We start from the raw sequence: 25551 nt of genomic DNA, 5'->3' as shown, positions 1-25551 counted from the left end.
CGACGTCAGCGGACACGAGCGGGCCGGGCTGCCGATAGGCGCCCGGCCCGCTTGCATTGTGTTCGATCACCTCCGATGCGTGACCTGTCACGGGAACGGCGAGAAGAAGCCGATCGCCGCACCGATGGCTGCGCCGATCGCGCAGCCGAAGATGGCGCCGACCAGGAAGAACCAGATACCGATCGCAACGCCGACCAAGCAACCGATGGTTGCGCCGACAGCGATCGAAATCGGTCCCCAGGCCTGCTGCACGCCGGGCATATTCTGAGAGTTGACGGCCTCAGTTGTCGGTCCACCGACCGGCGTGAGGGTCAATTGCGTGCTGGAGCTGTCCAGCGACGGTGTCACCGCGAGGCTCTGCCCGGCTTCGGTACGCAGTGTCGTCGGGATGCTGCCGACTACCGCACCGTTGTCCGCGAGGACCGTGACGGCATCGGGTGTGACGGCGAATCTGCCGGAGGCCAGGCTCACCAGAGCGCTCGTGTGATCGGCTGCGAGAGTCGTTGTGTAGGCGATCGGCCCGTCCGCGGCGTTGAGGCTGATATCTGTCAGCATCCCCTCACCATGTGCGGTAGCAGTGGCTATGCCGGTCGCCGCGACGGCCATGAAGGCGGTCGCTATCAATTTCTTGACGAACATTGGACTTCCAATCATTTCCGATTTCGATTGACGTTCCCCGACAAACGGCACCGGATAGCTATAATGATGCTCCGCTCATTTGATTGAGTCGACAACTTCTTTACGGAATAAAAGTCGGTTTTACTCCCCTAGGGAACCGGAAATCGGATTCCGATCGAATAACACAGGCGTGGTCGCTTCGATTTCTCGACCGAGCGCATCGTCGAAGTACGCACAGCGCGATCGAAGGCCGGAAAATCGACAGCCGATCGCCGCGAAACTCAGGTACCGCACTACTCGATACTTCGCGGCTCGACAGGCCCACACTCATTGCGTGTCCACCGGTAAGAACATCGTCATCTGTCTCGACGGAACAGGCAATCAAGTCCGCGCCAGCGGTAGCACCAATGTGGTCCGCCTGTTCGAGATGCTGGACCTGAGCGATGCCACGAAACAGATCGCCTACTACGACCCGGGTGTCGGTACGTTCAGCGCTCAGGGCGCGTGGTCGCCACCGGCCCGGTGGTTCTCGCGAGTAATGGGACTGGCGGTCGGCAGCGGGCTGCGCTCGAATCTCGCCGAGGCCTACTCCTATCTGATAGAGCACTGGCAGCCGGGCGATCGGGTATTCATATTCGGATTCAGCCGCGGCGCGTATACCGCGCGAGCGCTCGCCGGATTACTGCATGAGCCGGGCCTGCTGCGTCCGGGCAGTGAGAATCTCGTCCAGTACGTCGTCAGCGCCTACACCCGCAAGACCACGAACTGGCCGGAACTTCGTCGATACGCGCGCACCTTCTGCTCGAAGTCCGCGGACGGCGACTTTTCGATTCCCGTCGAATTCCTCGGCGTATGGGACACGGTCAAGGCGGCCGGACTGCTGCGCTGGGAACTGAAATGGCCGTTCACCCGGCAGGTGCCCAATGTGATGAAGGCACACCACGCCGTTTCGATCGATGAGAAGCGCCGTCCGTACGAGGAATATCTGGTCATCCCTAAAGGGAATCGGCCGGTGCTCACCGAGGCCTGGTTCGCGGGTGTCCACTCCGATGTCGGCGGGACCTTCGAGGACGATCCGAAGCTGGCCGAAATAGCGCTCAAGTGGATCACCGACGGTGCGTTCGAGGCCGGATTGCTGCTGCGCCCCGGGGCGTACCTGGACACCTGCGCGATAAGCCCCGAGCATGCGAACGGCAGTGTGCACCGGATGGGCTGGATCTGGGCCCTGCTCACCTACCGCCGACGGAAGGTTCCGGCGGGCGCTCGGGTGCACGCGAGCGTGCGGTCACGGTGCGAGAGCGACACAACGTATGGAAAACGAATCCCCCGGGATGTCATGTGGGAAGACGAGCAATGGACGAAACTGCGAATTCAGTAGAGTACGCGAGCGGAATCTGTCCACCGGCCCGGCGCAGACTGCGTACCTTCGCGTTCGACCCGATGTCGACGCGGCTGTCCGGCCAGTTCCTCACACTGGATATCCCGTTCGAACACATCCGGGGACCGGGCCCCGACGGCACACTCGTGCAGGTGGTCGACTTCGACGCCAGCCGCAACGCCTGGTACGAGCCGGTCGACCTCGACGATCCATTTGTCTTGGCACAGGACGGAATTCGACCGACCGAAACCGATCCCCGTGCGCACCAACAGATCGTCTACGCGGTCGCGATGAGCGTCATCGAGCGGTTCGAACGGTTCATGGGACGTCGATTCCGATGGCACCGCGACCAGATCCTGCGTCTGGTCCCGCACGCCTTCGAAGGGCAGAACGCCTATTTCGATCCCCGGCGCCGTGCCTTGCTGTTCGGCTATTACCAAGCCGATGCCGACAATCCGGGCGCCAATCTGCCCGGACAGGTCATCTTCACCTGCCTGTCGAGCGACATCATCGCGCACGAGGTGACGCATGCGATCGTGCATCGGATCCGGCGGCTGTACAACGAATCCACCAACCGGGATGTCTTCGCCTGGCACGAGGCCGTCGCCGACTTGATCGCGCTGTTCCAGCATTTCTCCCACCGAGACGTAGTACTCGACGCGATCGCGACCACGTCGGGAGAACTCGAAAAGAGCGCGGGGCTGCTGGACCTGGCCAGGGAGTTCGGTGAGTCCACCGGACGCGGCGCGGCATTGCGTTCGGCGATAAGTGACCTCAGCCGCACATCCGAACGATTTCGCGCGGCGCAGGAGCCGCACGAACGCGGTGCGTGTTTCGTGGCAGCGGTATTCGACGCGTACCGGGACTCTTACCAGAGCGCGATCGCGGATCTGCTGCGGATCGCCAGTGGCGGCACCGGAGTGCTGCCGCCCGGTCGCCTGCACCCGGATCTGGTATCTCGGATCGCCGACGAGGCGGTCAAGACCGCGGACCGGATGCTCGGGATGGTCGTGCGGAGTTTCGACTATCTCCCGGTACTGGACGTCACATTCGGCGATGTCGTCCGGGCGATCGTCACCGCGGATCGCGGACTTTATCCGGAGGATCGGCAACACCTGCGCAGCACGCTGGTGGAGGCGCTGCGGCGGCGCGGCATCTGGCCGGTAAGCGTCACCTCGCTGACCGATGAAGCGCTGGTCTGGCCGCGGCCGGACAATCCGATGAACCTCGGCGACGGCGATCACCCGGTGGATTTGTCCAGGGTCATCCTGTCCGCATCGAAAGATCTCGACCCGATCGGCATTCCGGGCGAATTGCGTACCCCCGCTGTGCTCGACGGCAACGGCACCTCCAGTCGGAACAGTTCTTCGACCCGGCATTCTGTTTTCGAGCAGGTCGCCCAGGAGCTCATCGGCTGGGCCAACGCGAACGCCGCACGCATCGGACTGGATCCGAACTTCAAAATCAGCTGCGAGGGAATCCACGTCTCGTACCGCATGGCGGGCGATCGGTTGCCGCGTCCCGAATTGGCCATCCAGCTGCTGCAACGTCGCACGGACCTCGAGGATGCGGGCCAGGGGAAGCAACAACCGGTGATCCGTGCCGGGACCGCGCTCGTCGTCAGTGCCGACGGGAGCGTGGACTATGTGATCGCCAAGCCGCTGCCGTTCAGCGACGAGTCGTCGGTGACGGACGACACTGCCATCGCATTCCACCGGGCGGGCCAGCTGCGGCTGGCCGCGATGCGGGAATGGTTCGACCGGCTGGAGGCCGACGACGCGCTGAGCGCATGGACTGCCGAGCACGCAATCCACCGCCTCGACTTCGCGGCGATCCACGCGCTAACGGATGAGTAGGTACGAAATGTCAACGCCGACAACAATTGCCGTCCGGATGTACAACGTCGGATTCGGCGACGCCTTCACCGTGACGGTGCGGCGCAAGAATGAAACCTGGCGCATGCTGGTCGACTGCGGCGTGCACAGCCAGGGCCGGGCACGCCCGATCCGCGACTCCGTGCAGGCCATCATCGCCGACCTCACCGAGGCCGATCCGCACCACCGACCGCATCTGGACATCGTGGTCGCCACCCATCACCACGCCGATCACATCACCGGATTCGCCTGCCGGGAATGGGAACAGGTGACCGTGGACGAGGTATGGGTGCCGTTCGTCGAGGACCCCGACGACGAGGACGCGCGACGGATCCGCAGCGGGCAGGTCGATGCCGCGAACGGTCTGCTCGCGCTGATCGAGCGGCGCGGCAACGGGCATCGCATGTCCGCGACCGTCGAACAGGCACAGGCGTTCGCGGTGAACTCGCAGGGCAATGCCGCCGCGACCGATCGCCTCCTCGGCCGCAATTTCAGCGGATTCGCCGCACCCCACCGGGTGCGGTACCTGCCGAGCAAGGACGAAACCGAGAATACGATCGCCGTTGATCGCGTCGGGCTCGTCGCACATATCCTCGGGCCGCCGCGCGATGCCCGATTCCTGAAGCGCATGGATCCGCCTGCGAAGCAATCGTGGCCCCTGGTACGCGCGGGCGCGTCCGCGGAGAGCGACGGCAGGCCGACGCCGCTGTTCAACCGGCGCTATATCGCGCGGAATACCCTGCCGGACCGCCTGCTTCAGGCGAAGGCGGATCTGGACCTGGACGATCTCGTCGACGATGACGATCGACTGCTGCGCGCCGCCTCGATACTCGAGAACGCGGTCAACAACACCAGTGTCTTCTTCGTGCTGGATATCGCCGGAACCCGATTGCTCTTCCCGGGAGACGCGCAGCAGGGTGCATGGGAGCACGTCCTGTCCGATCCGCGCAATGTCGATCTCGTTTCCCGCCTGGCCTTCTACAAGGTCGGACATCACGGTTCGCACAATGCCACACCCCGGCGTTTCGTCGAAAAGGATTGGCAGACAGAAGGTTATGCGATGATTCCGTTCGGGCTGGTCAAGCGCTGGGCGAAGACCATTCCGAAGAAATCGCTGGTCGATGCACTGGTGAGTCACGATCACACCGTCATCCGAGCCGACACGGCTCCCGATGTCGTCCCCGGCAAGATCGCCGTGAACGGTGACCTGTGGTCCGAGGTAACGCTCACCGCCTGATCCTCATCACTGGTAGCTGATCACTTCCTCGAGATCGTGGACACGGGTGATGCGAGCGGCGATCAGCCAGCACGAGGCGAGGGCGGCGCCGACTCCGCTCACGACCAACGTGGTTCCGAGGCCGACCAGGTTGCCTGCGGTACCGCCGAGAAGAGCGCCGAGCGGCGCCATGCCCCACACCGTGGTGCGGATCGTGGCGTTGACGCGGCCATGCATCACCTCGGGGGTGAGCGCGTATCGCACGGGCACCTGGAGCACGTTGTAGATCTGCAGCGCGAACCACATCAGAACCTGTGCGCAGGCGACCGATGAGGCGGTGCGTGTGACAACCACCAGCGCCGAACTCAGCCCGGCCACGGCGATCGCCGCGGCCATCGTGCGGCCGAAACCGATGTACGCGCTGAGGCGGACGGCGACCATGGTTCCGCCGAGCCCGCCAACCGCGCCCGCGGCGAGCACCGCACCCACCGCCGACGGGTTCAGTTCCAGGTCGTGCACCAGATACAGCACGAACACGGCGGTGAACGCGTTGAAAAAGAGGATGTGGGTGGTCGTGCACAAAGTGACATAACGCAGCACCCGATGCCCGAACACAGCGCCCGCACCCGACATGATCTGTCGCCACATGCTGGATCGATCCGCATCGTGCCGCGATTGCTCCGCAATTCTGATGCGCGCCATGACGGATGCCGCGATCACAAAGCTCAGCGCATCCGCCAACACGGCCAACGGTGCCGTCAGCAACTGGACGAGCCAACCGGCCAGAGCCGGACCGGCTACCTGTGACACCGATTGGCTCGCCTCCATCGCCGCCTGACCGGTTGTCAGTCGACCGGGCGGCACGACCATGGGCACCAGCGACAGCATGGCGATATCGGCGAAAACCGCGAATGCCCCGGTCACGAACGCCACCGCCGACAACAGCGCGAACGTCAGCAGGCCCAGCGCATCGGCCAACGGCACCACCGACAGCATCAATGCCTGACCGATGGCACAGACCAGGCAAACCTGCCGCCGCGGCAACCGGTCGATCCACACTCCGGCGGGCAGCCCCACGAAAAGGTAAGGCGCACGACCACAAGCGACCAGTACACCCATCTGCCACGCACTCGCCCCCACTGTGATCGCGGCGATCAGCGGAAGCGCGAGAACAGTGACCTGCGAGCCGACCAACGAGACGCTGTGGCCCGACCAGAGCAGCACAAAGGATCGGTTCCGCCGTAGCGGGGCCGAACCGTCATCGCGCACCACTGACACCGTAGTGCCGCGAGCGGTGCCCACGTGTTCCCTCGCGAAATCGTCGGCAGCAGAACGTTCCTCGCCGAAGTCGAGCGGGGACTGGAGGCGGTGCACGACCGCCCGGCGTTGCTGGTGCAGGGCACGAAGGACGTCGCGTTCCGCGCACCCCAACGCCGCCGATGGGAGCAACAGCTCGAGGACCATCGAACCGTCCTGCTCGACGACGCCGGTCACCACATCCAGGAAGACGCCGCCGACGAGATCGTGGCCGCGATCATCGAATGGCACAAACGCCGAGGACACCAGGCATAGCCGCAGATTTGCGGGGACACACGAGATTTGACAGTTATCCCCGATCCGGCCGCGTCGGCCGCTTAAGCTGTCTGCGCCGCAACGTGCGACAAATGCTCGAGGTCGACAAAGCCAAGAGGTAGACGTCCAGGAGGTGCGGAATGCCGGAAGCCGGTCGTAGGCGTGGATCACGTCCGATATTGATTGCGAGCATGTTGCCACTTGCGGTTGTCCTCGGCACCGGAGTAGCGAACGCATCCCCGGATGCGATCGCGCAGGCGCCTGCCATCCCATCTTTGACCCGAATCCAGACGGTGGACGCGCCCGATGCGCCGCCAGCCGTGGATCAGCAGCCGATCCAGGCGTTCTGCGAACGCGTCCCCGTAGATCCCGGCCGATGCACCGTCACCGCCGTCGACGCGGGCGTCGGTGCGGCGATCGGTGCTGGCATCGCCGCGGGCGTGTCCGCGCCCGTCGCGATGGCCGCCGCGATGGCCGGCGCGGCCGCCGGGTTCGTCGTCGGTATCCCGTTCATGCCGACCGGATTGGTTGTCGGCCCGCTGCTCGGCGCGGCCGTTGGTGTCGCCGTCGTAGCCGGACCTGCCGCCGTGCTCGGCGGGGCCCTCGGGGCGTCGGTCGGGGCGATACTGGGCATCACCACGCCTCTCCCACAAGACGGCCCCGGCGCGCCGACCACCTCGCCGGGGTAAACGCGATCATCGATCCAGTCGTGCGTTGAGAATCCGGGCGATCTGGGCAATCGCCCCCGGTTCGGTCATCGCGAGGTGGCCCGCATCGATGTCGAAAGTCGAAATCTGCCCGCGGATCACCGGTGCCCATCCCTCGTGACCCGCGGCATCGGATCGCCTTTCACGTGTCGCGGTGAAGTAGAGCATGTCGCTGTCCAAGACGGCGGGCCGCCAGACGCCGGCCGCCCGGACCGCCAGGTTGTAGGCGTCGGTCAGGCGCTCGATCCTTGCGGCGTCGATGCCGAGGCTGCCGCCCAGGTGCCGTTCGATCAGTTCGGCGGCCTCCTCGGCGGTCGCATCGGGGCGCACGAAATCGACGCCCATGACCGGGCCGAGATTGCTGATCAGTTCTCCGGCCGTGACGGCGGAGATCGTCGACTCGTCGACACCACCCACCTCGGCGTCCAACAGTGCCAGTAGCGCAACCTGTTCACCGGCGGCGCGCATCTCGACGGCAATCGCATGGGCGATCGCACCACCCATCGACCAGCCGAGGAGGTGATAGGGGCCGTGTGGCTGAACCGCGCGAATCTCGTCGAAGTAGCGTTCGGCCATTTCTTCGATCGACGTCGGACCTGGCACCTCGCCGCTGATCTGCGGCGCCTGAATGCCGTAGATCGGCCGACCGTCGGACAGGTACCGGTCCAGTGTGCGGTAACACCACGACAGGCCCACGGCCGGGTGGATACAGAACAGTGGTGGTCGCGCACCGCCGGTCCGGATCGGCAGCAGCACGTCGAAGCCGACGCTCCGGTCGACGGTGGGCCCGGAGCGCATGCCGGATTCGATCCGCTTCGCCAGGTCGGCCGGGCAGGGATCCGACAGCATCCAGCTGATCGGAACCTCGTAGTCGAGTTCCTTACGCAACTCGCTCACCACTTGCACCGACTTCAGCGAGTTACCGCCCAATGCGTAGAAGTCGTCGTCGGCGCCCACCCGATCCATGCCGAGTACCGCGCCGAAGGCCCGGGCAACCTCCGCTTCCAGCCACGACGAGGGCTCCCTGAACTCCCCCACCGCGAGCACCGGCTCCGGTAGCCGCGTGCGGTCCAGCTTGCCCGACGCGGTGAGGGGCACCGTGTCGAGCACCATCACCGTGGTGGGCACCATGTAGTCGGGCAGTTCGGTTGCCGCGTGCGCCATGACGGCCGCGGTATCGACCGTTGCGCCGGCGGCGGGCACCAGGTAGCCGACGAGGTGGTCCACCGCACCGGTGGAGTGCACCACGGCGATCGCCCGGGCGACGCTCGGGTGCTCGGCGAGTACTGCCTCGATTTCACCGAGTTCGATACGCAGGCCACGCAGCTTCACCTGGAAATCGGTGCGGCCCAGGTATTCCAATTCGCCGGTGTGGCGCCAGCGCACCAAATCGCCTGTGCGATACAGGCGCTGGCCGTCGCCGTACGGGTCCGGCACGAACCGTTCCGCGGTGAGGCCCGGACGTGACCGATAGCCGCGCGCGAGCTGGGCGCCCGCCAAGTACAGCTCCCCGGCGACACCGGGCGGTACCGGATGTAACCGGTTGTCGAGTACGTAAGCCCGCGCGTTCCATACCGGTGTGCCCATCGGCATGCTCCCACGGTCGGCTTCGGTCACCCCGTGCGCGGTCGCGCACACGGTGAACTCGGTCGGCCCGTACAGATTGTGCAACTCGATTTCCGGCACTATTCGCCGCACCGCGGCCGCCACCTCGGGGCCGAATGCCTCACCGCCCACCAGGAACGTCCGCACCGACGCCAACGACTCCGCAGGCACCGCGTCCGCGAATACCGCCAGCATCGACGGCACGAACGCGGCGATCGTGACCCGCTCGGTGGCAATGGTTTCGGCGAGATAGGCCGGATCGGTGTGCCCGTCGGCTCGCGCGATCACCATCCGCGCCCCCATCGCCAGTGTCGCGAACAGCTCCCACACCGACATGTCGAACGTGGCCGGGGACTTCTGCAGCACCACGTCATTCGGCGTCAGTTCGTAGATCTCGTTGACCCACCGCAGCTGGTTCACCACCGAACCATGCAGTACCGCAACACCTTTCGGTCGCCCGGTCGACCCCGACGTGAAGAGCACGTACGCGATGTTGTCCGGTCGCAGTGGTGCGAGCCGATCGGCGTCGGTGACCGGCGCGTCAGCGAATCCGGACAGGTCCAGCCCATCGAGGGACGACAGCTCCAGCACCGGCGCGGCGATCGAGAGCATGTACGTGGTGCGGTCGCCCGGTTGGTCCGGATCGACCGGCACGTACCCACCGCCCGCGGCGTGCACCGCGTACATGGCGGCGACCTGGTCCAGTGAACGCGGCATCCGGATCGCGACCAACGACTCCGGCCCCACGCCACGCGAGATCAACCACCGCGCCAACCGGTATACGCGAGAGGCGAATTCCGCATAGGTCAGCGACTGTTCGCCGAATATCACCGCGGGCCGGTCCGCATTCGCCTGTACGGAGTCGGCGAAGAGCGAGGCGAGCGTCTCGCCGGGAGGGAGCCTGCGATCGGTCGAATTCCACTGCGTCAGAACGGCTTCCCGTTCATCGGCGCCGAGCAGATCCACCTCGTGCACCGGTTGTGCCACATCGGTGACCAGAGCGCCGAGCAACCGCAGCAGGCGATCGACGATCGTGGTCACCGTCGTCGCGTCGAAGAGGTCGCTCGCGTAGGTCACCGCGCCGCTGATACCGGCCGGGGCACCGGTGGCGTCGTAGGAATCCGACACCGAGATCTGCAGATCGAACAGTGCGGTGTCGGTATCGGCCGTCATGGCCGACGCCGACAGCCCCGGCAGTTCGAACTCGGCCCCGCCGACATTCTGGAATCCCAGCATCACCTGGAACAGCGGATGGTGGGCGTGCGAGCGCACCGGATTCAGCTCCTGCACCAGCCGCTCGAACGGAACGTCGGCGTGCCCGAACGCGGCCAGATCGGTCCCGCGCACCTGTTCGAGCAGCTGGGTGAACGTCATCCCAGGGGTCAACCGGGTCCGCAGCACCAGGGTGTTGACGAACATCCCGACCAGATCGTCGAGTTCGGGCTCGCCGCGTCCGGCATACGGACTGCCGATCGCTATATCGTCCGTACCGGCCAGCCGGGCCAGCGTGGCCGCCAGCGCAGCGTGGAAGACCATGAACAGGGTCGTGTTGTGCGCTCGCGCGATCTGCTGCAATCCCGCGTGCAGATCGGCACCGACGGTCAACGGCACGCTCGCGCCCGCATAGGTCTGCACGGGCGGACGCGGTCGGTCGGTCGGCAGCTCCAGCAAAACCGGGAGCTCCGCCAATTCGAGTGTCCAGTAGTCGATCTGGGCGCGCAGCAACGATTCGGGATCGTCTTCGGCCCCGAGCACCGTCCGTTGCCAGATCGCGTAGTCGGCGTACTGCACCGGCAGCGGCGGCCGGTTCGGTGTCTCCCCGACCAGGTGTGCCGTGTACGCGGTCATCATGTCCCGTGCCATCGGGCCCAGCGACGACCCGTCGCAGGAAATGTGGTGCACCACAACGGCCAGGACCCACTCGTTCGGCCCGAGCTCGAACAACCGCACCCGCACCGGCGCCTCGACCGTCACATCGAACACCCTCGACAGGAACGCCGACAGCGCATCGGCCAGCTCCGGTTCCGCGATCGAGGTCACGGCGATCGGCGCGATTGCCTCGGCGGTGGAAAGGACGACCTGCGAGGGCTCGCCCTCGCCATACGGATACACGGTCCGCAGGACCTCGTGCCGGTCCAGCACATCCTCGACGGCCGCGCGCAGCGCGTCGAGATTCAGCTTTCCGGACAGCCGCAGCACTATCGGAATGCTGTACGCGGCCGAGCCGGGCTCGAGCCGGTTCAGGAACCACATCCGCTGCTGTGCGTACGACAGCGGAATTCGCTGCGGCCGTGGCTGTGCCGTCAGCGCCACCCGGCCGGTGTCGGCCCGCGATTCGGCGCGCGCGGCCAACCGCGCGACCGTCGGCGCCTCGAAAATCATCGATACCGGGATGGTCGCGTCGAGCGCGGCGCCGATCCGCGCGGCCAAGCGGGTGGCCACCAGGCTGTTGCCGCCCAGTTCGAAAAAGTCGTCGTCGGCGCCTACCGGACCGTCGATGGCGAGGACTTCGGCGAATACCCCTGCCACTATTTCCTCTACCGGTGACGCCGGGGCCCGGAATCGCTTGGCTTGCACGACGGGTGCGGGCAGCGCCGCGCGGTCGAGCTTGCCATTCGGCGACAGGGGGATCGCGTCGAGGATCATCACCGCGGTGGGCACCAGATATGACGGCAACACCTCGGCCAACGCCGCCCGCAACTGTTCGCCCGAGAGGCTCGCCCCATTTTCGGGTACCGCATAGGACACCAACTGCGCCGGGCCCGTGCCGGCCCGCCACGGCACCGTCACCGCGTACGCCACCTCCGCCCGCGTGCTCAGCACCGCGTCGATCTCGCCGAGCTCGACCCGATAGCCACGGATTTTCACCTGGGAATCGTTGCGCCCCAGGAACTCCAGGGCACCGCCGGTATTCCAGCGCACCACATCACCCGTGCGGTACATGCGACGTCCCGGTTCGCCGAACGGGTGCGCCACGAACCGCGCCGCATTCGTCGCGGCCCTGTTCAGATACCCGCGCGCCAGCGCCGGGCCCGCCAGATACAGCTCTCCGGCAACCCCCACGGGCACCGGCCGCAACCGGGCATCCAGGACCAGCGCCTGCATTCCCGGCAGCGGGGCACCGATCGTCGGCCGGTCATCCGGCCGCAGCGCACCCGTCGCCGTGGCGACCATCGTGGCCTCGGTCGGCCCGTACAGCACCTGGAACCTCCGGGCGCCTGCGGGATCGGTGCCCGACCACCGGCTCACCAGATCCGCCGGGACCTCCTCACCACCGGACATCACCAGCCGCAAGTCGTCCAGTCCGGCCGGATCCACCGACGCGAGTGCGGCCGGGGTCAGGAAGGCGTGGGTGACCCGCCGCACACGCAGGAACTCGGCGAGCTCACCGCCGCCGTAGATCCCCGTCGGCGCGACGACCAGTGCACCGGCCCGGCTGACCGCGATCAGGATCTCCATCAGTGCGGCGTCGAACGACGGCGACGCGAAATGCAACACCCTGGACGTGTGCCGGAGTTCGGGGTCGGCGCGCCACCCCGAGATGAAGTCGGCAATGCCGGAATGGGTGACGGCGACGCCCTTCGGCACTCCGGTAGATCCGGAGGTGAAGACCACGTAGGCGACATCCGAGGCCCGCAGCGGCCGCGGCCGCTCGTCATCGCCGATCGGGCCGCTCGCCGCAGCGTCGATCTGCGCGGCGACGGCCGGGTCGTCGAGCACGATCCACTCCACCGAATCGGGCAACTCGGCATGCACGGACGACAATGTAATCCCCAGCGGCGCACCGGAATCCGACACCATCTGCGCGATCCGGGCGGCGGGATAGCTGGGATCCACCGGTACGTACGCCGCGCCTGTCTTGACCACCGCCCACCACGCGACGACGGACTCCATCGACCGTGCTGCCGCCACCAGCACCGAACTCTCCGGTCCGGCGCCACGGCGGATCAGTACCCTCGTCAGCCGACTGGACCGCTCGTCCAGCTGCGCATACGACAGCGTGGACTCCCCCGCGACAACGGCGATGCCGTCGCCGTTGTCCCGGACGGCCGAGGCGAACACCTCCGGCAACAATCCGGACGGCTCCGGTGGGACGGCGTGTGCCCCCACCCGCGACGTGAGCGCCGCGCGCTCGTCGGCTTCCAGCCAGTCGATATCGCCGATCACAACGGCCGGATCGTCGGCGACTGCTTCCAGCACCCGCACCAACCGTCGGACGATCGCCGCGGCGGTCGCCTCGTCGAACAGATCCCGCGCATAGGTCATCATTCCCGAGATGCCTTGTGCCACACCCGCATTGCCGGATGAATCGGAAAGCATCAGTTGCAGGTCGAACTGGGTCGCCCCGGTATCCACATCCGCAAGGGCAACCCGGACGCCGGGCAGCGCCACATCGACCGTCGACACGTTCTGGAACGCCAGGGCCACCTGGAACAACGGATGCCGTGCCGCCGATCGCTCCGGGCTCAACTCCTCCACGACCCGCTCGAACGGCACGTCCGCGTGCTCGAACGCAAGCAGGTCCGTCTCGCGCGTGCGCATCAGCAACTCGGTGAACGGCTCGCCGGTATCCACCCGGGTCCGCAAAGCGAGCGTGTTCACGAACATCCCCACCAGATCGTCGAGGCCGGGCTCGCCGCGCCCCGCGACCGGTGTGCCGATCACTACATCATCGCTGCCACCGAGCCGCCCCAATACCGTTGCCAGCGCCGAATGCATCACCATGAACAGCGACGCCCCCCGCGACCGCGCCAGCGCGAGCAGCCGCTCGTGCAACCGCGCATCGATCCGCACCGGTACCCGGCCTCCGGACAGCGACGCGACGGCCGGGCGTGGTCGATCCGCCGGTAGCTCCAGCCGGTCCGGTGCGCCCGCGAGCGTCGAGCGCCAGAACTCCAGTTGCGCGGACATCAACGAGGCCGGATCGTCCGGGGCACCGAGCATCTGCCGTTGCCACGACGCGAAATCCGCGTACTGCACAGCGAGCGGCTCCCATTCCGGCGCGTGCCCGGACAATCGCGCGGCATACGCCGCCATCACGTCACGGGCCAGCGGCCCCATCGACTGACCATCGCCTGCAATGTGATGGACCACCAGCACCAGCAGGAATTCTCCTGTGTCACTGTCGATCTCGAACAATCCCACACGCATCGGCACCCGGGCGGTCACATCGAATCCGCGCCGCACGAACTCGCCCACCACATCCGGGACCGAATCCGCAGGCACGCGCACCGGCTGCACCGGCAGCGCGGGGTCGTCGAGAACGATCTGCCGCGGCTCGCCGGAGACTTCCGGATATATGGTCCGCAGCACCTCGTGACGTGCCATCACATCTGCGAGTGCGTCCGCCAGCGCCCTGGTGTCCAGCCGTCCCGACAGCCGCAGCATCACCGGAATGTTGTACGCCGCCGAGTCCGGCTCGAACCGGTTCAGGAACCACATCCGCTGCTGCGCCAGCGACAGCGGCACGGGGCCGTGGTGCACGCCGGGCAGCAGTGGCAACCGGCCCCCACCACTGAGTGTCCCCGCAAGCGCGGCCAATTCGGCGACGGTCGGCGCCTCGAACACCGACCGCACCGGCACGCGCACGTCCATGGCCGCACCTATGCGCGCCACCACCAGCGAGGCGCTCAGCGAATCGCCGCCCAGCGCGAAGAAGTCGTCGTCGACTCCCACCTGGTTCACGTCGAGTACCTGCTCGAATGTCCGCGCGACCAACTCTTCGAACCCCGGCGATGGAGCCCGGAATTCGCGCACGACGGCAACCGGTTCGGGCAACCGCTCGCGATCCAGCTTCCCGTTCGCGGTCAGCGGCACCTCGTCCAGCACCACCACCGCGGACGGCACCATATACCGGGGCAACGCCTCGGCCAGCGCCGCACGCAACTCCGCGCCCGATACCTGCGCCCCGGTCGCGAGCGCGACATAGGACACCAGCAGCACCGGTCGCCCCTCATCGCTGCGCGGCACGGTGACGGCGTATGCCACATCCGCACGCGCACCCAGCACCGCGTCGATCTCCCCGAGCTCGATCCGGGTGCCGCGCACCTTCACCTGAAAATCGTTGCGCCCCAGGAACTCCATCTCACCGTCGGCGGTGCGGCGCACCATGTCACCGGTCGCGTACATGCGCTGACCCGGCGCCCCGAACGGGCATGCGACGAACCGCGCCGCAGTCAGCCCCATCCTGGCGACGTACCCATCGGCCAGGCCGGGGCCGAACAGGTACAGCTCGCCCGCGACACCGGCTGGCACGGGCCGCAGCCAAGTATCCAGGACCACGGCCGCGACCGGGCCGACCGGCTTGCCGATCGTGACCGCGGTACCCGATGCCAGCGCCTCGCCGGAGGTAGCCCAGATGGTGCACTCCGTCGGCCCGTAGACATTGAGCATGGCGCGATGCGGCGCCCACCGATCGACTAGTTCCGGCCCGACCGGCTCACCGGCCGCTGCCAGCACGCGCAACCCGTCGAGACCACCGCTCGGTACTGTCGCCAGCGCCGACGGGGTCACTATGGCATGCGAAACACCCTCTCGCCGAATCAGATTCGCCAGCTCGGGGCCCGCGTAGACATCGGCGGGCGAGATGACGAGCCGACCGCCCGAGCCGTGCGCCATCAACAGCTCGAAGATCGAAGCGTCGAAGCTGGGCGAGGCGACCTGCAGTACCACCGACATCGGGTCGACGCCGAGTATCCGCCGCTGCGCCGCGACGATATCGGCCAAGCCGCGATGGCTGACGAGAACGCCCTTGGGCGTTCCGGTCGACCCGGAGGTGTAGCTCACATACGCGGTCTGATCCCGCCGAATCGGCCCTCCCCGTTCGGCATCGCTGATCGGAGCGGCAGGGACCGAGTCCACGGCGCGCAGCGTTTGCTCCGCGTCGAGGATCAGCCAGTCGACACCCTCGGGAAGATGCTTCCTGGTTGACGTATCAGTCAGTCCGAGAACAGTTTTCGAGTCCGACAGCAGATATTCGATGCGCTCCGGCGGCAGGATCGGATCGATCGGCAGCAAGGCGGCGCCGGTCTTGGCCACGGCCCACACGGTGACCGTCGCCGCAAGGGATCGCGGAAGCACGGAGGCGACGATCTGTCCCCGCCGGGCGCCGTGGCGCAGCAGGATCCGAGCCAGACGGGTGGATCGCTCGTCGAGCTGCCGGTAGGTCATGGCGGCCGTACCGCACCGAACGGCGATCGCGTCGAGTTCGGCGGCGGCGGAAGCCGCGAGTATGCGGTCCAATGTGTCCGGAATCGCAGCATCCGCAACCGAAACCGGCCACGAGGGCCCCCGTTCCTCGTCCAGCGCCAGCTCGCCCAGCCGCACGTTCGCGTTCGCGGCGATCCGGCACAGCAACTCGACGAAGCGGTCGAGGATGCGGCGCGCAGAGGCGGTGTCGAATGCGCGCTCATGGAATCGCAGGATGATCCGCAGCCCCTGCGCCTCGCCGTCCGCGGACTGCTTCGGTTCCACGACCAGACTCAGCGGGTACGGCGCCGCGTCCACACCGCTGAGTTCGTCCACCCGCAGACCCGCCGAATCGACGAGTTCCTGCAGCGCCGTCCGGTCGACGGGGAACGACTGGAAGGTGACGGCGGTGTCGAAGAGTTCGGGCAGGCCGACGCTGCGGTGAATCTCCGGTAGGCCGATATGGTGATGCTCCAGCATGCGAGCGTGCCGCGCCTGAATGCCGGTCAGCAACTCGCGCACCGTCATAGTGGGTTCGAGCGGGACTCGCACCGGAACCGTAGTCAGGAACATTCCGAGCGTCTGATCGACCAGCGGCAACTCCGGAGGTCGGCCCGACACCGCAGCGCCGAAGATCACATCGGTCTCACCGGTCGATACGCGCAGATTCAGCGCCCAGGCCGCGGCCACCGCCGAATTGATGGTGACGGCCGTCTCCGCCGCCATTCGACGGAGTTCCGCGAAACGATCCGCTGTGAGTTCGGCCGCGACCTCGGCGGCGGATACAGCGCCCGCCGCGGCTTCGCGGGACACCCGGGTGGGTGCTTCGACATCCGAAAAGGCTTGCGCCCACGCCGCTTTGGATGCGTCACTGTCCTGCCGACCCAGCCAGGACAGATAGTCGCGGTAGGAGGGAGCGGGACCGGCGGCGTCGATATGCGCGGGAGATCCGTAGTAGTCGAGCAGTTCTCGCATCAGCAACGGCATCGACCAGCCGTCCAGGATCACATGGTGATTCGTGACAAGCAGCCGGAAGGACCCGGCATCGAGACGGATCAGCGTCAAACGCAGCAGCGGAGGAGCCGACAGGTCGAATCCCGCCGCCGCGTCCGCCGCCGCAATGGATCCCGGATCGGCGGGCGATTCCGCATTGTCGCCATCGGCGAGATCGATCTCCCGGAACGGAATTTCGGCATGGTCCAGCACGATCTGGCACGGCCCTGCCGCCGTCTCCACAAACGCGGCCCGCAGGATGTCGTGCCGGTCGACCACGGCCTGGGCGGCGCGTCGCAGCCGCTCACCGTCGACCGCACCAGACAATCCGATCATCGTCTGGACGGTGTAGTTGTCCCCGGCATCCGGGTCGAACGTCGAGTCGAAGTGCATCCCGGACTGCATGGGCGACAACGGCCAAACGTCGGAGAGCCCGCGATACTGCCGTCGCAGCCGATCGATGTCCTGTTGTGTCAGCACGACGAGCGGATGATCCGCCGTCGAGCGTCGAGCCGGTTCCTCGATGGTCATCGCAGCCGCATCGCCGCCCGCTATCGCGGCGAGGGCGGCAACTGTCTTGCCTTCGAACACATCTCGCGGCGTGAGCGTGAGTCCGGCGGATCTCGCCAGCGCCACCAGCCGCATCGAGACGATGCTGTCCCCGCCGAGCGCGAAGAAGTTGCTGTCGGCGAACACCGTGTCGCGATGGAGCACATCGGCGAACAGTTGCGCCACGACCTGCTCCATAGGCGTCGACGGCGGCCTACCATCCGCGACGGTGGACTCGAAGGTGCGCTGCCGCAATGCTTTCCGATCGATCTTGCCAGTTGGCGTGCACGGCATCTCCTCGAGCTGCACGATCGCCGCGGGATTCAGATAACGGGGTAGCCTGCCCGCGAGATCGTCGCCGAGTGCCGCCACATCCACGGCAGCGCCCGGCGCGGCGACGACATAGGACACCAGGACCGGTTCGCCGGCAGGCCCTTGCACCGCAACGGTGGCGACGCTCGCCACGTCCGGGTGCCGGGCCAGGTGGGCATCGATTTCGCCCGGCTCGATCCGCAGGCCGTGAATCTTGACCTGTTGATCGCCGCGGCCCAGGTATTCCAGTGCCAACCCGGTGCGTCCGCGCACCCAGCGCACGGAATCGCCGGTGCGATAGATCCGCTCGCCGCGGGTGGACCGCGGATCCGCAACGAAGCGCGACGCGGTCACGCCCGGTCGATCGACGTACCCGCGGGCAAGTCCGGGCCCACCGATATAGAGTTCGCCCGCGACACCGACCGGCACCGGTCGCAGCCACGTGTCGAGAACCATCGCGGACGCGCCTCGGATCGGGCCACCGATCGTCACCGGCTCGCCGGATGCCAGGGCATCCGACCCCGTCGCCCAGATCGTGCACTCGGTCGGTCCGTAATGATTCATCAGCCGTCGCCCAGGGCCCCACCGGTGCACGGTGTCCGGCCCGGTCGCTTCGCCGACGACCGCGAGCGATGTCAACGACGGCACCCGGGACGGATCCATGGTGTTCAGCACGGACGGGGTGATGATCGCGTGCGAAACCTGCTGCGACCGAAGCAATTCCTCGAGGTCGGTCCCGGCATACACCTCCGGTGGCGCCACCACGAGACACGCACCACTGCCGTGCGCCAACAGCAACTCCGACAAGCAAGCGTCGAATCCCGGCGAAGCGACCTGCAACACCACCGAATCCGTACCCACGCCGAAGGCGTCGACCTGCGCCGCGACCAGGTCGGCCAGACCTCGATGGCTGAGGTGGACCGCCTTCGGTTTGCCGGTCGATCCGGACGTGTAGATCACGTATGCCGCATTGTCGGCCGACAGCTTGTCGGCCCCGGCCGGACGAGGTCGGCCCGCATGAGCGTCCGAAGGCGGTGCATCCAGCAGCAACCAGTCGACAGTATCCGGAAGTTGCGGTGCCACAGCGCTGGTCGTCACGCCCAGAGTGATCCGCGAGTCGGACAGCAACTCCCCGATCCGCGCGGCGGGATTGCTGGGATCCAACGGCAGGAAGGCGGCACCTGTTTTCGCTACCGCCCAGATCGCGACGACCAGTTCGGCCGAACGGGGAACCGCCAATGCGACGATCGACTCGGCGCGCGCACCATGGCCGGCCAGCAGGCGAGCGAATCCGTCGGCGCGACGGTCCAGTTCACGGTAGGTCCACGTGGTGTCACCGGACCGGACAGCCACGGCATCCGGATACCTGTGCGCGGCCCCCGACAGGATGTCGCGCAGCACCAGCTCCGCGCCCGGCTCCGCGCTGACGGCCGAAAGCAGTTCCGCGCGTTCGGAATCCCAGCAGCAGGAGATCGCCGCGACCTTCCGGGCCGGATCGCGGACGATCTGTGTGAGCAGCAACTCGAATCGTTCGAGCAGCGTGCGGGCCTCCTCCGAATCGAATCGGTCGGTGGCGAATTTCAGCGTGACCGTGTAGGTGCCGGGCTCGTCCGCGTCCGATCGTCCGCCGCGACTCGACCGCGGCGGGGTCACCTGCAAACTCAGCGGATATGGCGTGGCGTCGTGCGCATCGATCTCGACGAGCCGCAATCCGGCGTCGGATAGATTGCGCGCCAACAGTTCCCGGTCGAGCGGATAGGATTCGAGCACGGTCGCGGTGTCGAACATATCGGTGATACCGGTGGCCCGTTGCAGCTCCGCCAAGCCGATGTGCTGGTGATCCAGCATTGCGGCCTGCTCGGATTGCACGCGGACGAGCAGGTCGCCGACGGTTTCGTCGGGTTCGAGCCGGACTCGGACGGGCAGCGTGTTGACGAGGAGCCCGACCATGCGCTCGACATCCGGAATCTGCGGCGGGCGGTGCGAGAGCGTATTGCCGAACACCACGTCCGACCGCCCGGTCAGGACGGCCACCAGCAACGCCCACGCAACCTGCAGGGCCGTATTGGCAGTGACACCGTGCGAGCGGCCCAGCTCGAGAATCGCGGCGGTGGTCCGGGCGTCCAGGTTCAGGCCGACTTCGCCGGCCTGGGTGACGGTCCGATCCGGCCCGCTCGTGACCCGCGTCGGACTGTCGATTCCGGCGAGCATCTCGCGCCACGCGGCGGTTGCGGCCTCGCGATCCTGAGCCTGTAGCCACTGCAGATACTCTCGGTACGAACGAGGAGGCGCGAGCTCGGCGGTATCGCAATCGGATGTGTACAGCGCGAGCAATTCGTGGATCAGCAGGGGCATCGACCAGCCGTCCAGCACGAGATGGTGGTTGGTCACCAGCAGCTGGAACATATCGACGCCGGTGCGCACGAGGTGGAAACGCACCAGCGGCGGTCGCGCCGGATCGAACGGAGCCGCAGCCGCCGTCGCGAGTCGGCGAAGTGCTGCTGCCTGCTCGTCGACGTCGGTGATACTCGACTCGTCCCAGTCGACCTCGGTGTCGCGCAACACGATCTGACGTGGCCCGTCGGCACTCTCGACGAACGCGGTCCGCAGACTCTCGTGCCGGTCGATGAGCGCCTGCGCGGCCCGCCGCATCCGGTCCCCATCCACCTGCCCGGCAAACGTCAGCGCCGCCTGCACGATGTAGCCGTCGTCGCCGTCCCGGTCGTAGATCGTGTGGAACAGCAGCCCGGACTGCAGGGCGGTGAGTGGCCACACATCGGTCATCGACGGGTATTCCCGCAGCCAGTTGTCGACATCGTCCTGCGATACCGCGGTGAGCGGGAAGTCGGATGGAGTGAAGCCGGGTGTGGTGTCGGACCGGACGTGCTCGGCCAGCGCCCCCAGGGCTCGAGCCCACAGCCCGGCGAGTTCGTCGACCTCATCGCCACTCAACACCCGTGAGGCGAACTCCCAGGTCGCGTCGAGTTCGAGCCCGTCACGACCTTCCTCGGCGATCGCATTGATATCGAGCACGGCGGACAGCGCCATATCCGGATCGCTCGTCGCGGTCAGTGCGGTGAATTCGGTGGTGGGTGCCCATGGCCCCGAGCGTTCACCGACACCGACCCGCCCGAGGTAGTTGAAACTGATCTGAGGTTCGGGCTGGCCTGCGAGTTCGGCGCTGCCCCGGGAATCCAGATGGCGCAGCATCTGATAGCCGATGCCGTTGCCGGGCACCGCGCGCAGCTGCTCCTTCACCAGCTTGATCGCCAGTCCCGCACCCTTGCCGCCGGCCAGCGCATCATCGAGGTCGATACTCCCGCATTCGATCCGGACCGGACAGCGTGTGGTGAACCAGCCCACGGTGGCGCTGAGATCGGCGCCGGGTACGGCCCGCTCCTCACGGCCGTGTCCCTCCACCGAGATCAACTCTCCGGCGGCCGCCGCCGTGCCGCGCCTGCGCCGCCACTCACCGAGTGCCAGTACCAGGGCCGCCAGCAGCGGATCGTTGGCACTGCAGTGAAAGCGGTCCGGAATGGTGGTGAGAACAACCTCGGCAACCGCTGCCGGGATGCGCTGACGTACCCGGCCCGCGGTGGCCTCGACGTCACGATCCGGGAGCAGACGGCGCGATCCGAGTAGCTGGTCGCCGCGCTCGAGTACGTCTTTCCACAGGTCGAGCTCCGCCGAGCGCCTGCCCGGCGTCTGCTCGACCAAGCCGTGCACCCATCGCCGGAACGAGGTGCTGACCGGGCCGAAGTGCGGTTCGCCGCCGCGAACCTGCGCCCAGGCCTGCGCGAGGTCGGCGAGGATGATGCGCCACGACACCGCGTCGACGGCGAGATGGTGGATCACCAGCCACATCAGGTCGGGTCCCGAGCCATTGCGATCCTGAATCCAGACGGCTTGAACGAGCACACCGTTGCCCGGGTCCAGGCGATCCGCAGCTTTGTGCAGGTGCCGGTCGACTTCGGCGGCGTCACGTCGATCGAGCCGAACATCGATGAGCGCGGCGTCCGGGTCGACCGCTTCCCGATCGAGTACCTCGACGTACCGATCAACCGAATCGCCGCCGCGCAGTGCCGCGCGCAGTATGTCATGGCGGTCGAGCAGGGATCCCAATGTGCGCACGAGACCCGCTCGATCGACCCCCTCGGGCAGCTGCACGAGCACGGCCTGCGCAAATCGGTCGTAATGACCCCGATCGAGCATCGCGCGCATGATCGGCGACAACGGCATCGGTCCTACGCCGCCGCCGGGCAACTCGGCCAGCTCGGGGATATCGCCGGCTTCCGTCGCCGCGGCCGCCAAGCCCGCGACGGTCTTGTGCACGAACACATCCTGTGTGGAGAAACTCAGTCCCTCGGCCTTGGCCCGCGCCACCAGCCGGATCGACAGAATGCTGTCGCCGCCGAGGGCGAAGAAGCTGTCGTCCGCCCCGACCCGAGGCACGCCGAGCACCTCGGCGAACAGCCTCGCGACCGTCTTTTCCCGGCCGGTGGCCGGCGCCCGGCCGACCGGCGCGGCCCCGAATTCGGGCTTCGGCAAAGCGCGGCGATCGACCTTGCCGAAGGCGTTCACCGGGAGGCTGTCCAACGCGAGGATCACCGCCGGGACCAGATGCGGCGGCAGCGAATCGCGGGCGAAGCGCTGGAGTTCGGGCGGATCGATCCGACGACCGCTGACCGGGACGACATAGGACGCGAGCACGGTCGTACCGGCATTGTTCTGCACCGGCACCGTGACGCAGAGATCCACGTCCTCGTGTGTGGCGAGCGCGGCGTCGATTTCACCCGGTTCGATCCGGTATCCACGGATCTTGACCTGGAAGTCGCTGCGCCCCAGCATTTCCAGCGTCATTTCGCCGTCGTCGCCGGTCCAGCGCGCGATGTCGCCGGTGCGGTACATCCGTTCGCCGACGTCGCCGTACGGATCGGCGACGAACCGGGCGGCGGTTTCGCCGGACAGATGGCTGTATCCACGGGCCAATCCCGGCCCCGCGAGATACAACTCGCCCGCGCTGCCCTTGGGCACCGGTTGCAGCGTTCGGTCCAGCACCATCGCCGAGAAGCCACGGATCGGGCCACCGACCGTGTGCGCGCGGCCGGGCCGCAGCATGGCGCCGACGGCGGTCACGGTGGTTTCGGTGGGACCGTATTCGTTGTACATGGACAACGAGGTCCACCGCTCGATGACGTGCGGTGGACACACGTCACCACCGACCACGACGACCCGCAAGTCGGTCGTCGCACGCGGGTCCACGGTCGCCAGCATCGCGGGCGTCAGCGTCAGATGGGTCACGTGCTCGTCGGCCAGCAGTTGCGTGAGCGGCTCACCGCCGGTCACCTCGGGCGGCACGATCACCAGCGTCGATCCGTTCGCGAAGCAGGTCAGAAACTGTTCCAGGGAAGCGTCGAAACTGGGCGAGAGGGCATAGGACACGCGGGATGTCGTGTCGATGCCGTACGTGGCGGCGCGGTCGGCAACGAGATTCGCGAGGCCGGTGTGGGTGACCTGGACGCCTTTCGGCGTTCCGGTGGATCCCGAGGTATACGTCATATAGGCGACATGAGAAGGCCGTAGTGGCCGGATCCGCTCCTCGTCGGAAATCGGGCCGCCCGCGGCGCCGGATTCCCACCGGGTCCCGGGGTCGTCGAGAACCATATGGTGTATCTCCTGCGGGAGCCGCCCGCGCAGGGCATCGACCGTGATCGCCACGGCTGCACCGCTGTCGGCGACCATATGGGCTATCCGCTTCGACGGGTATTCGGGGGCCAACTGGACGAACGCGGCTCCGCATTTCGCGACCGCCCACGTCGCCACGACCGATTCGACCGAGCGGCGCAGCATGATCGCGACCGCCGTGTCCGGCCCACAACCCAGAGCTATGAGATGCCGGGCCAGTTGCGAAGATCTGGTGTCGAGCTCGCCATACGTCATCGTCTGCCCGGCCGAGGCGATCGCGCACGCACGTCGATTCCGGTGCGCGCTCTCGCTCAGCAGCTCCGGAAGCAGCCGTGTTTCGACCCCGCTGGGCCCACGCACCGGCAGCAGCGCGGACCGTTCCCGCACTTCGAGCAGCGGCAGTCTGCTGACCGGACATCCCGCTCCCCCGGCGAGGAACTCGTGCAGGAACATGAGGAACCGGCGGTGGTGACCGGCGAGTTCCTCAGGGCTGTAGGAATTCGGATTCCCCTGGAAGTCGATATGTGTACTGCCCTTGCCCGCGCCCGCGTAGATATTGACGAAAAGGTCGGCGGTAGGGCCCGAGGTGAGAACGTGCAGGCGGCCTGTCGTATCGCCCAGCACAACCTCGTTCTCGATCATCATGATGTTCACGGCCGGTCCGAAGGATGCCGCCTCGTCGCGCGCAATCCCCATATCGTGGAATATGTCCTCTTGGCGGTAGCGCTGCCGCCGAAGAGCACTCGTCAGCTCGCCCAGCACAGCGGCGACCAGCTCACCGACCGTGCGGCCCGCGACCTGCACTCGCAGCGGGACCACATTTGCCACCATCCCCCCGGAACGGCGCAGCACGGCAGAGTGCCGACCCGAGACCGGCAGGCTGAGCAATACTTCATCGCTTCCGGTCATCCGCGCGAGATACGCGGCGAACGCCGCGACGATGGTCGGAGTCGCGCTCGGACCGTGTTCGACCGCGACGCTTTCCAGCAGCTGTGCGGTGGCATCCGGCAACTCCGCGCTGACCAGCGCCGGATGAATCGTGGGCTTACCCACGCGACCGGCCAGGCTGACGACGGGCGGCGCGCCTGCCAAGTGCTCCAGCCAGTATCCGCGGTCGTTGTCGAGACGTTCCGAACCCCGGTACGCCAGATCCTGCTCGACGACGGCCCCCAGGTCCTGCGCCGCGCAGGGAGCCGCTTCCTCGATCTTCGCCCAAGCGTTGTACAACTCGGTGATCCGGTGCAGCATCGTCACCGCGGCAAATCCGTCGAGCGCGATATGGTGCGCGCGCTGATACCACAGGAAGTGGTCCGCGCCGACCTGGAACACAATGCTCGTCATGAGGTCGTCGTGCAACAAGTCCAGCGGAGCGGAATAGTCTCGAGCCATAATTCGGTGCGCAGTCGCAACCGGATCGGAGTGCCGCCGCAAGTCCACGAACGACACCTGAGCTCCATGTTCCTCGTCGACGAACTGGCATGGCTCTCCGTCGACCTCGATCAGGCGCATATGTCCGGATCCGAACTCGCGACTGGCGGTTCTACATGCCTCGGCAAGCAATTCCACGTCCAACTCGCCCACGATCTCGACGTATTGGGCCACAGATATCGGCGATGATTCCGCCAGATGCTGGGCAAACCATATTCCCCGCTGCGCCGCGGTCAGCGGAAGAACGCCGGACGGCGATGGTGGCGCGTATCCATCACCGTTGGAAATCGTGCCGGAACCGTTACCCGAATCCGGGTTTCCGGAAGAGCGGAATGAGCCGGTTCGCAACGATTCAGACCGGTTCGGACTGCCATCCATACCACTCTTCGACTGGTCCATTTCGACCTCCGCTTATATCGTTCATTT

Annotated in this window: 7 protein-coding genes; 4 read left to right on the top strand and 3 right to left on the bottom strand. The window is 66.8% G+C overall.

Going from position 1 to position 25551, the window contains the following annotated elements; translation table 11 throughout:
* Positions 1-87 precede the first annotated feature (87 nt).
* On the bottom strand, positions 88-639 hold the full coding sequence (locus ACQPZ2_RS07560; RefSeq protein WP_433524891.1) for a hypothetical protein: 552 nt from the start codon (positions 637-639) through the stop codon (positions 88-90).
* Between the two features lie 313 nt (positions 640-952).
* On the opposite strand from ACQPZ2_RS07560, the gene ACQPZ2_RS07555 reads away from it, so the two are divergent.
* The 3 genes from ACQPZ2_RS07555 (at position 953) to ACQPZ2_RS07545 (ending at position 5107) form a co-directional block, all read left to right on the top strand.
* The gene (locus tag ACQPZ2_RS07555; RefSeq protein ID WP_433524890.1) at positions 953-1996 is read left to right on the top strand and encodes a DUF2235 domain-containing protein; all 1044 of its coding nucleotides are present in this window, start codon (positions 953-955) and stop codon (positions 1994-1996) included.
* Positions 1997-2058: 62 nt separating this feature from the next.
* Positions 2059-3852, top strand: coding sequence for a hypothetical protein (locus ACQPZ2_RS07550; protein WP_433524889.1), 1794 nt, complete (start codon positions 2059-2061; stop codon positions 3850-3852).
* A gap of 7 nt (positions 3853-3859) precedes the next feature.
* The gene (locus ACQPZ2_RS07545; RefSeq protein ID WP_433524888.1) at positions 3860-5107 is read left to right on the top strand and encodes a hypothetical protein; all 1248 of its coding nucleotides are present in this window, start codon (positions 3860-3862) and stop codon (positions 5105-5107) included.
* 6 nt (positions 5108-5113) lie between these two features.
* On the opposite strand, the gene ACQPZ2_RS07540 is transcribed toward ACQPZ2_RS07545, so the two are convergent.
* Positions 5114-6829 (bottom strand): MFS transporter, encoded by a 1716-nt coding sequence (locus ACQPZ2_RS07540; RefSeq protein ID WP_433524887.1) that lies wholly within the window; start codon positions 6827-6829, stop codon positions 5114-5116.
* A gap of 20 nt (positions 6830-6849) precedes the next feature.
* Here ACQPZ2_RS07540 and ACQPZ2_RS07535 point away from each other — a divergent pair, with 20 nt between their 5' ends.
* A complete protein-coding gene (locus ACQPZ2_RS07535; protein WP_433524886.1) occupies positions 6850-7347 on the top strand; it encodes a hypothetical protein in 498 nt (165 codons plus the stop codon).
* A 6-nt stretch (positions 7348-7353) separates the two neighbouring features.
* Here ACQPZ2_RS07535 and ACQPZ2_RS07530 read toward each other — a convergent pair whose 3' ends face one another.
* Positions 7354-25524, bottom strand: a complete 18171-nt coding sequence (locus ACQPZ2_RS07530; protein WP_433524885.1) for an amino acid adenylation domain-containing protein — start codon at positions 25522-25524, stop codon at positions 7354-7356.
* Positions 25525-25551 lie beyond the last annotated feature (27 nt).

Source organism: Nocardia pseudovaccinii (genome assembly GCF_050942345.1).
Taxonomy (GTDB): domain Bacteria; phylum Actinomycetota; class Actinomycetes; order Mycobacteriales; family Mycobacteriaceae; genus Nocardia; species Nocardia pseudovaccinii.
This window is presented reverse-complemented; position numbering and strand designations above follow the sequence as displayed.

Excerpts from the sequence above, each read along its gene's own strand:
- ACQPZ2_RS07560 (WP_433524891.1), bottom strand. The coding sequence starts at position 639 with ATGTTCGTCAAGAAATTGATAGCGACCGCCTTCATGGCCGTCGCGGCG.
- ACQPZ2_RS07550 (WP_433524889.1), top strand. The coding sequence starts at position 2,059 with ATGTCGACGCGGCTGTCCGGCCAGTTCCTCACACTGGATATCCCGTTC.
- ACQPZ2_RS07530 (WP_433524885.1), bottom strand. The coding sequence starts at position 25,524 with ATGGACCAGTCGAAGAGTGGTATGGATGGCAGTCCGAACCGGTCTGAA.
- ACQPZ2_RS07545 (WP_433524888.1), top strand. The coding sequence starts at position 3,860 with ATGTCAACGCCGACAACAATTGCCGTCCGGATGTACAACGTCGGATTC.
- ACQPZ2_RS07535 (WP_433524886.1), top strand. The coding sequence starts at position 6,850 with ATGTTGCCACTTGCGGTTGTCCTCGGCACCGGAGTAGCGAACGCATCC.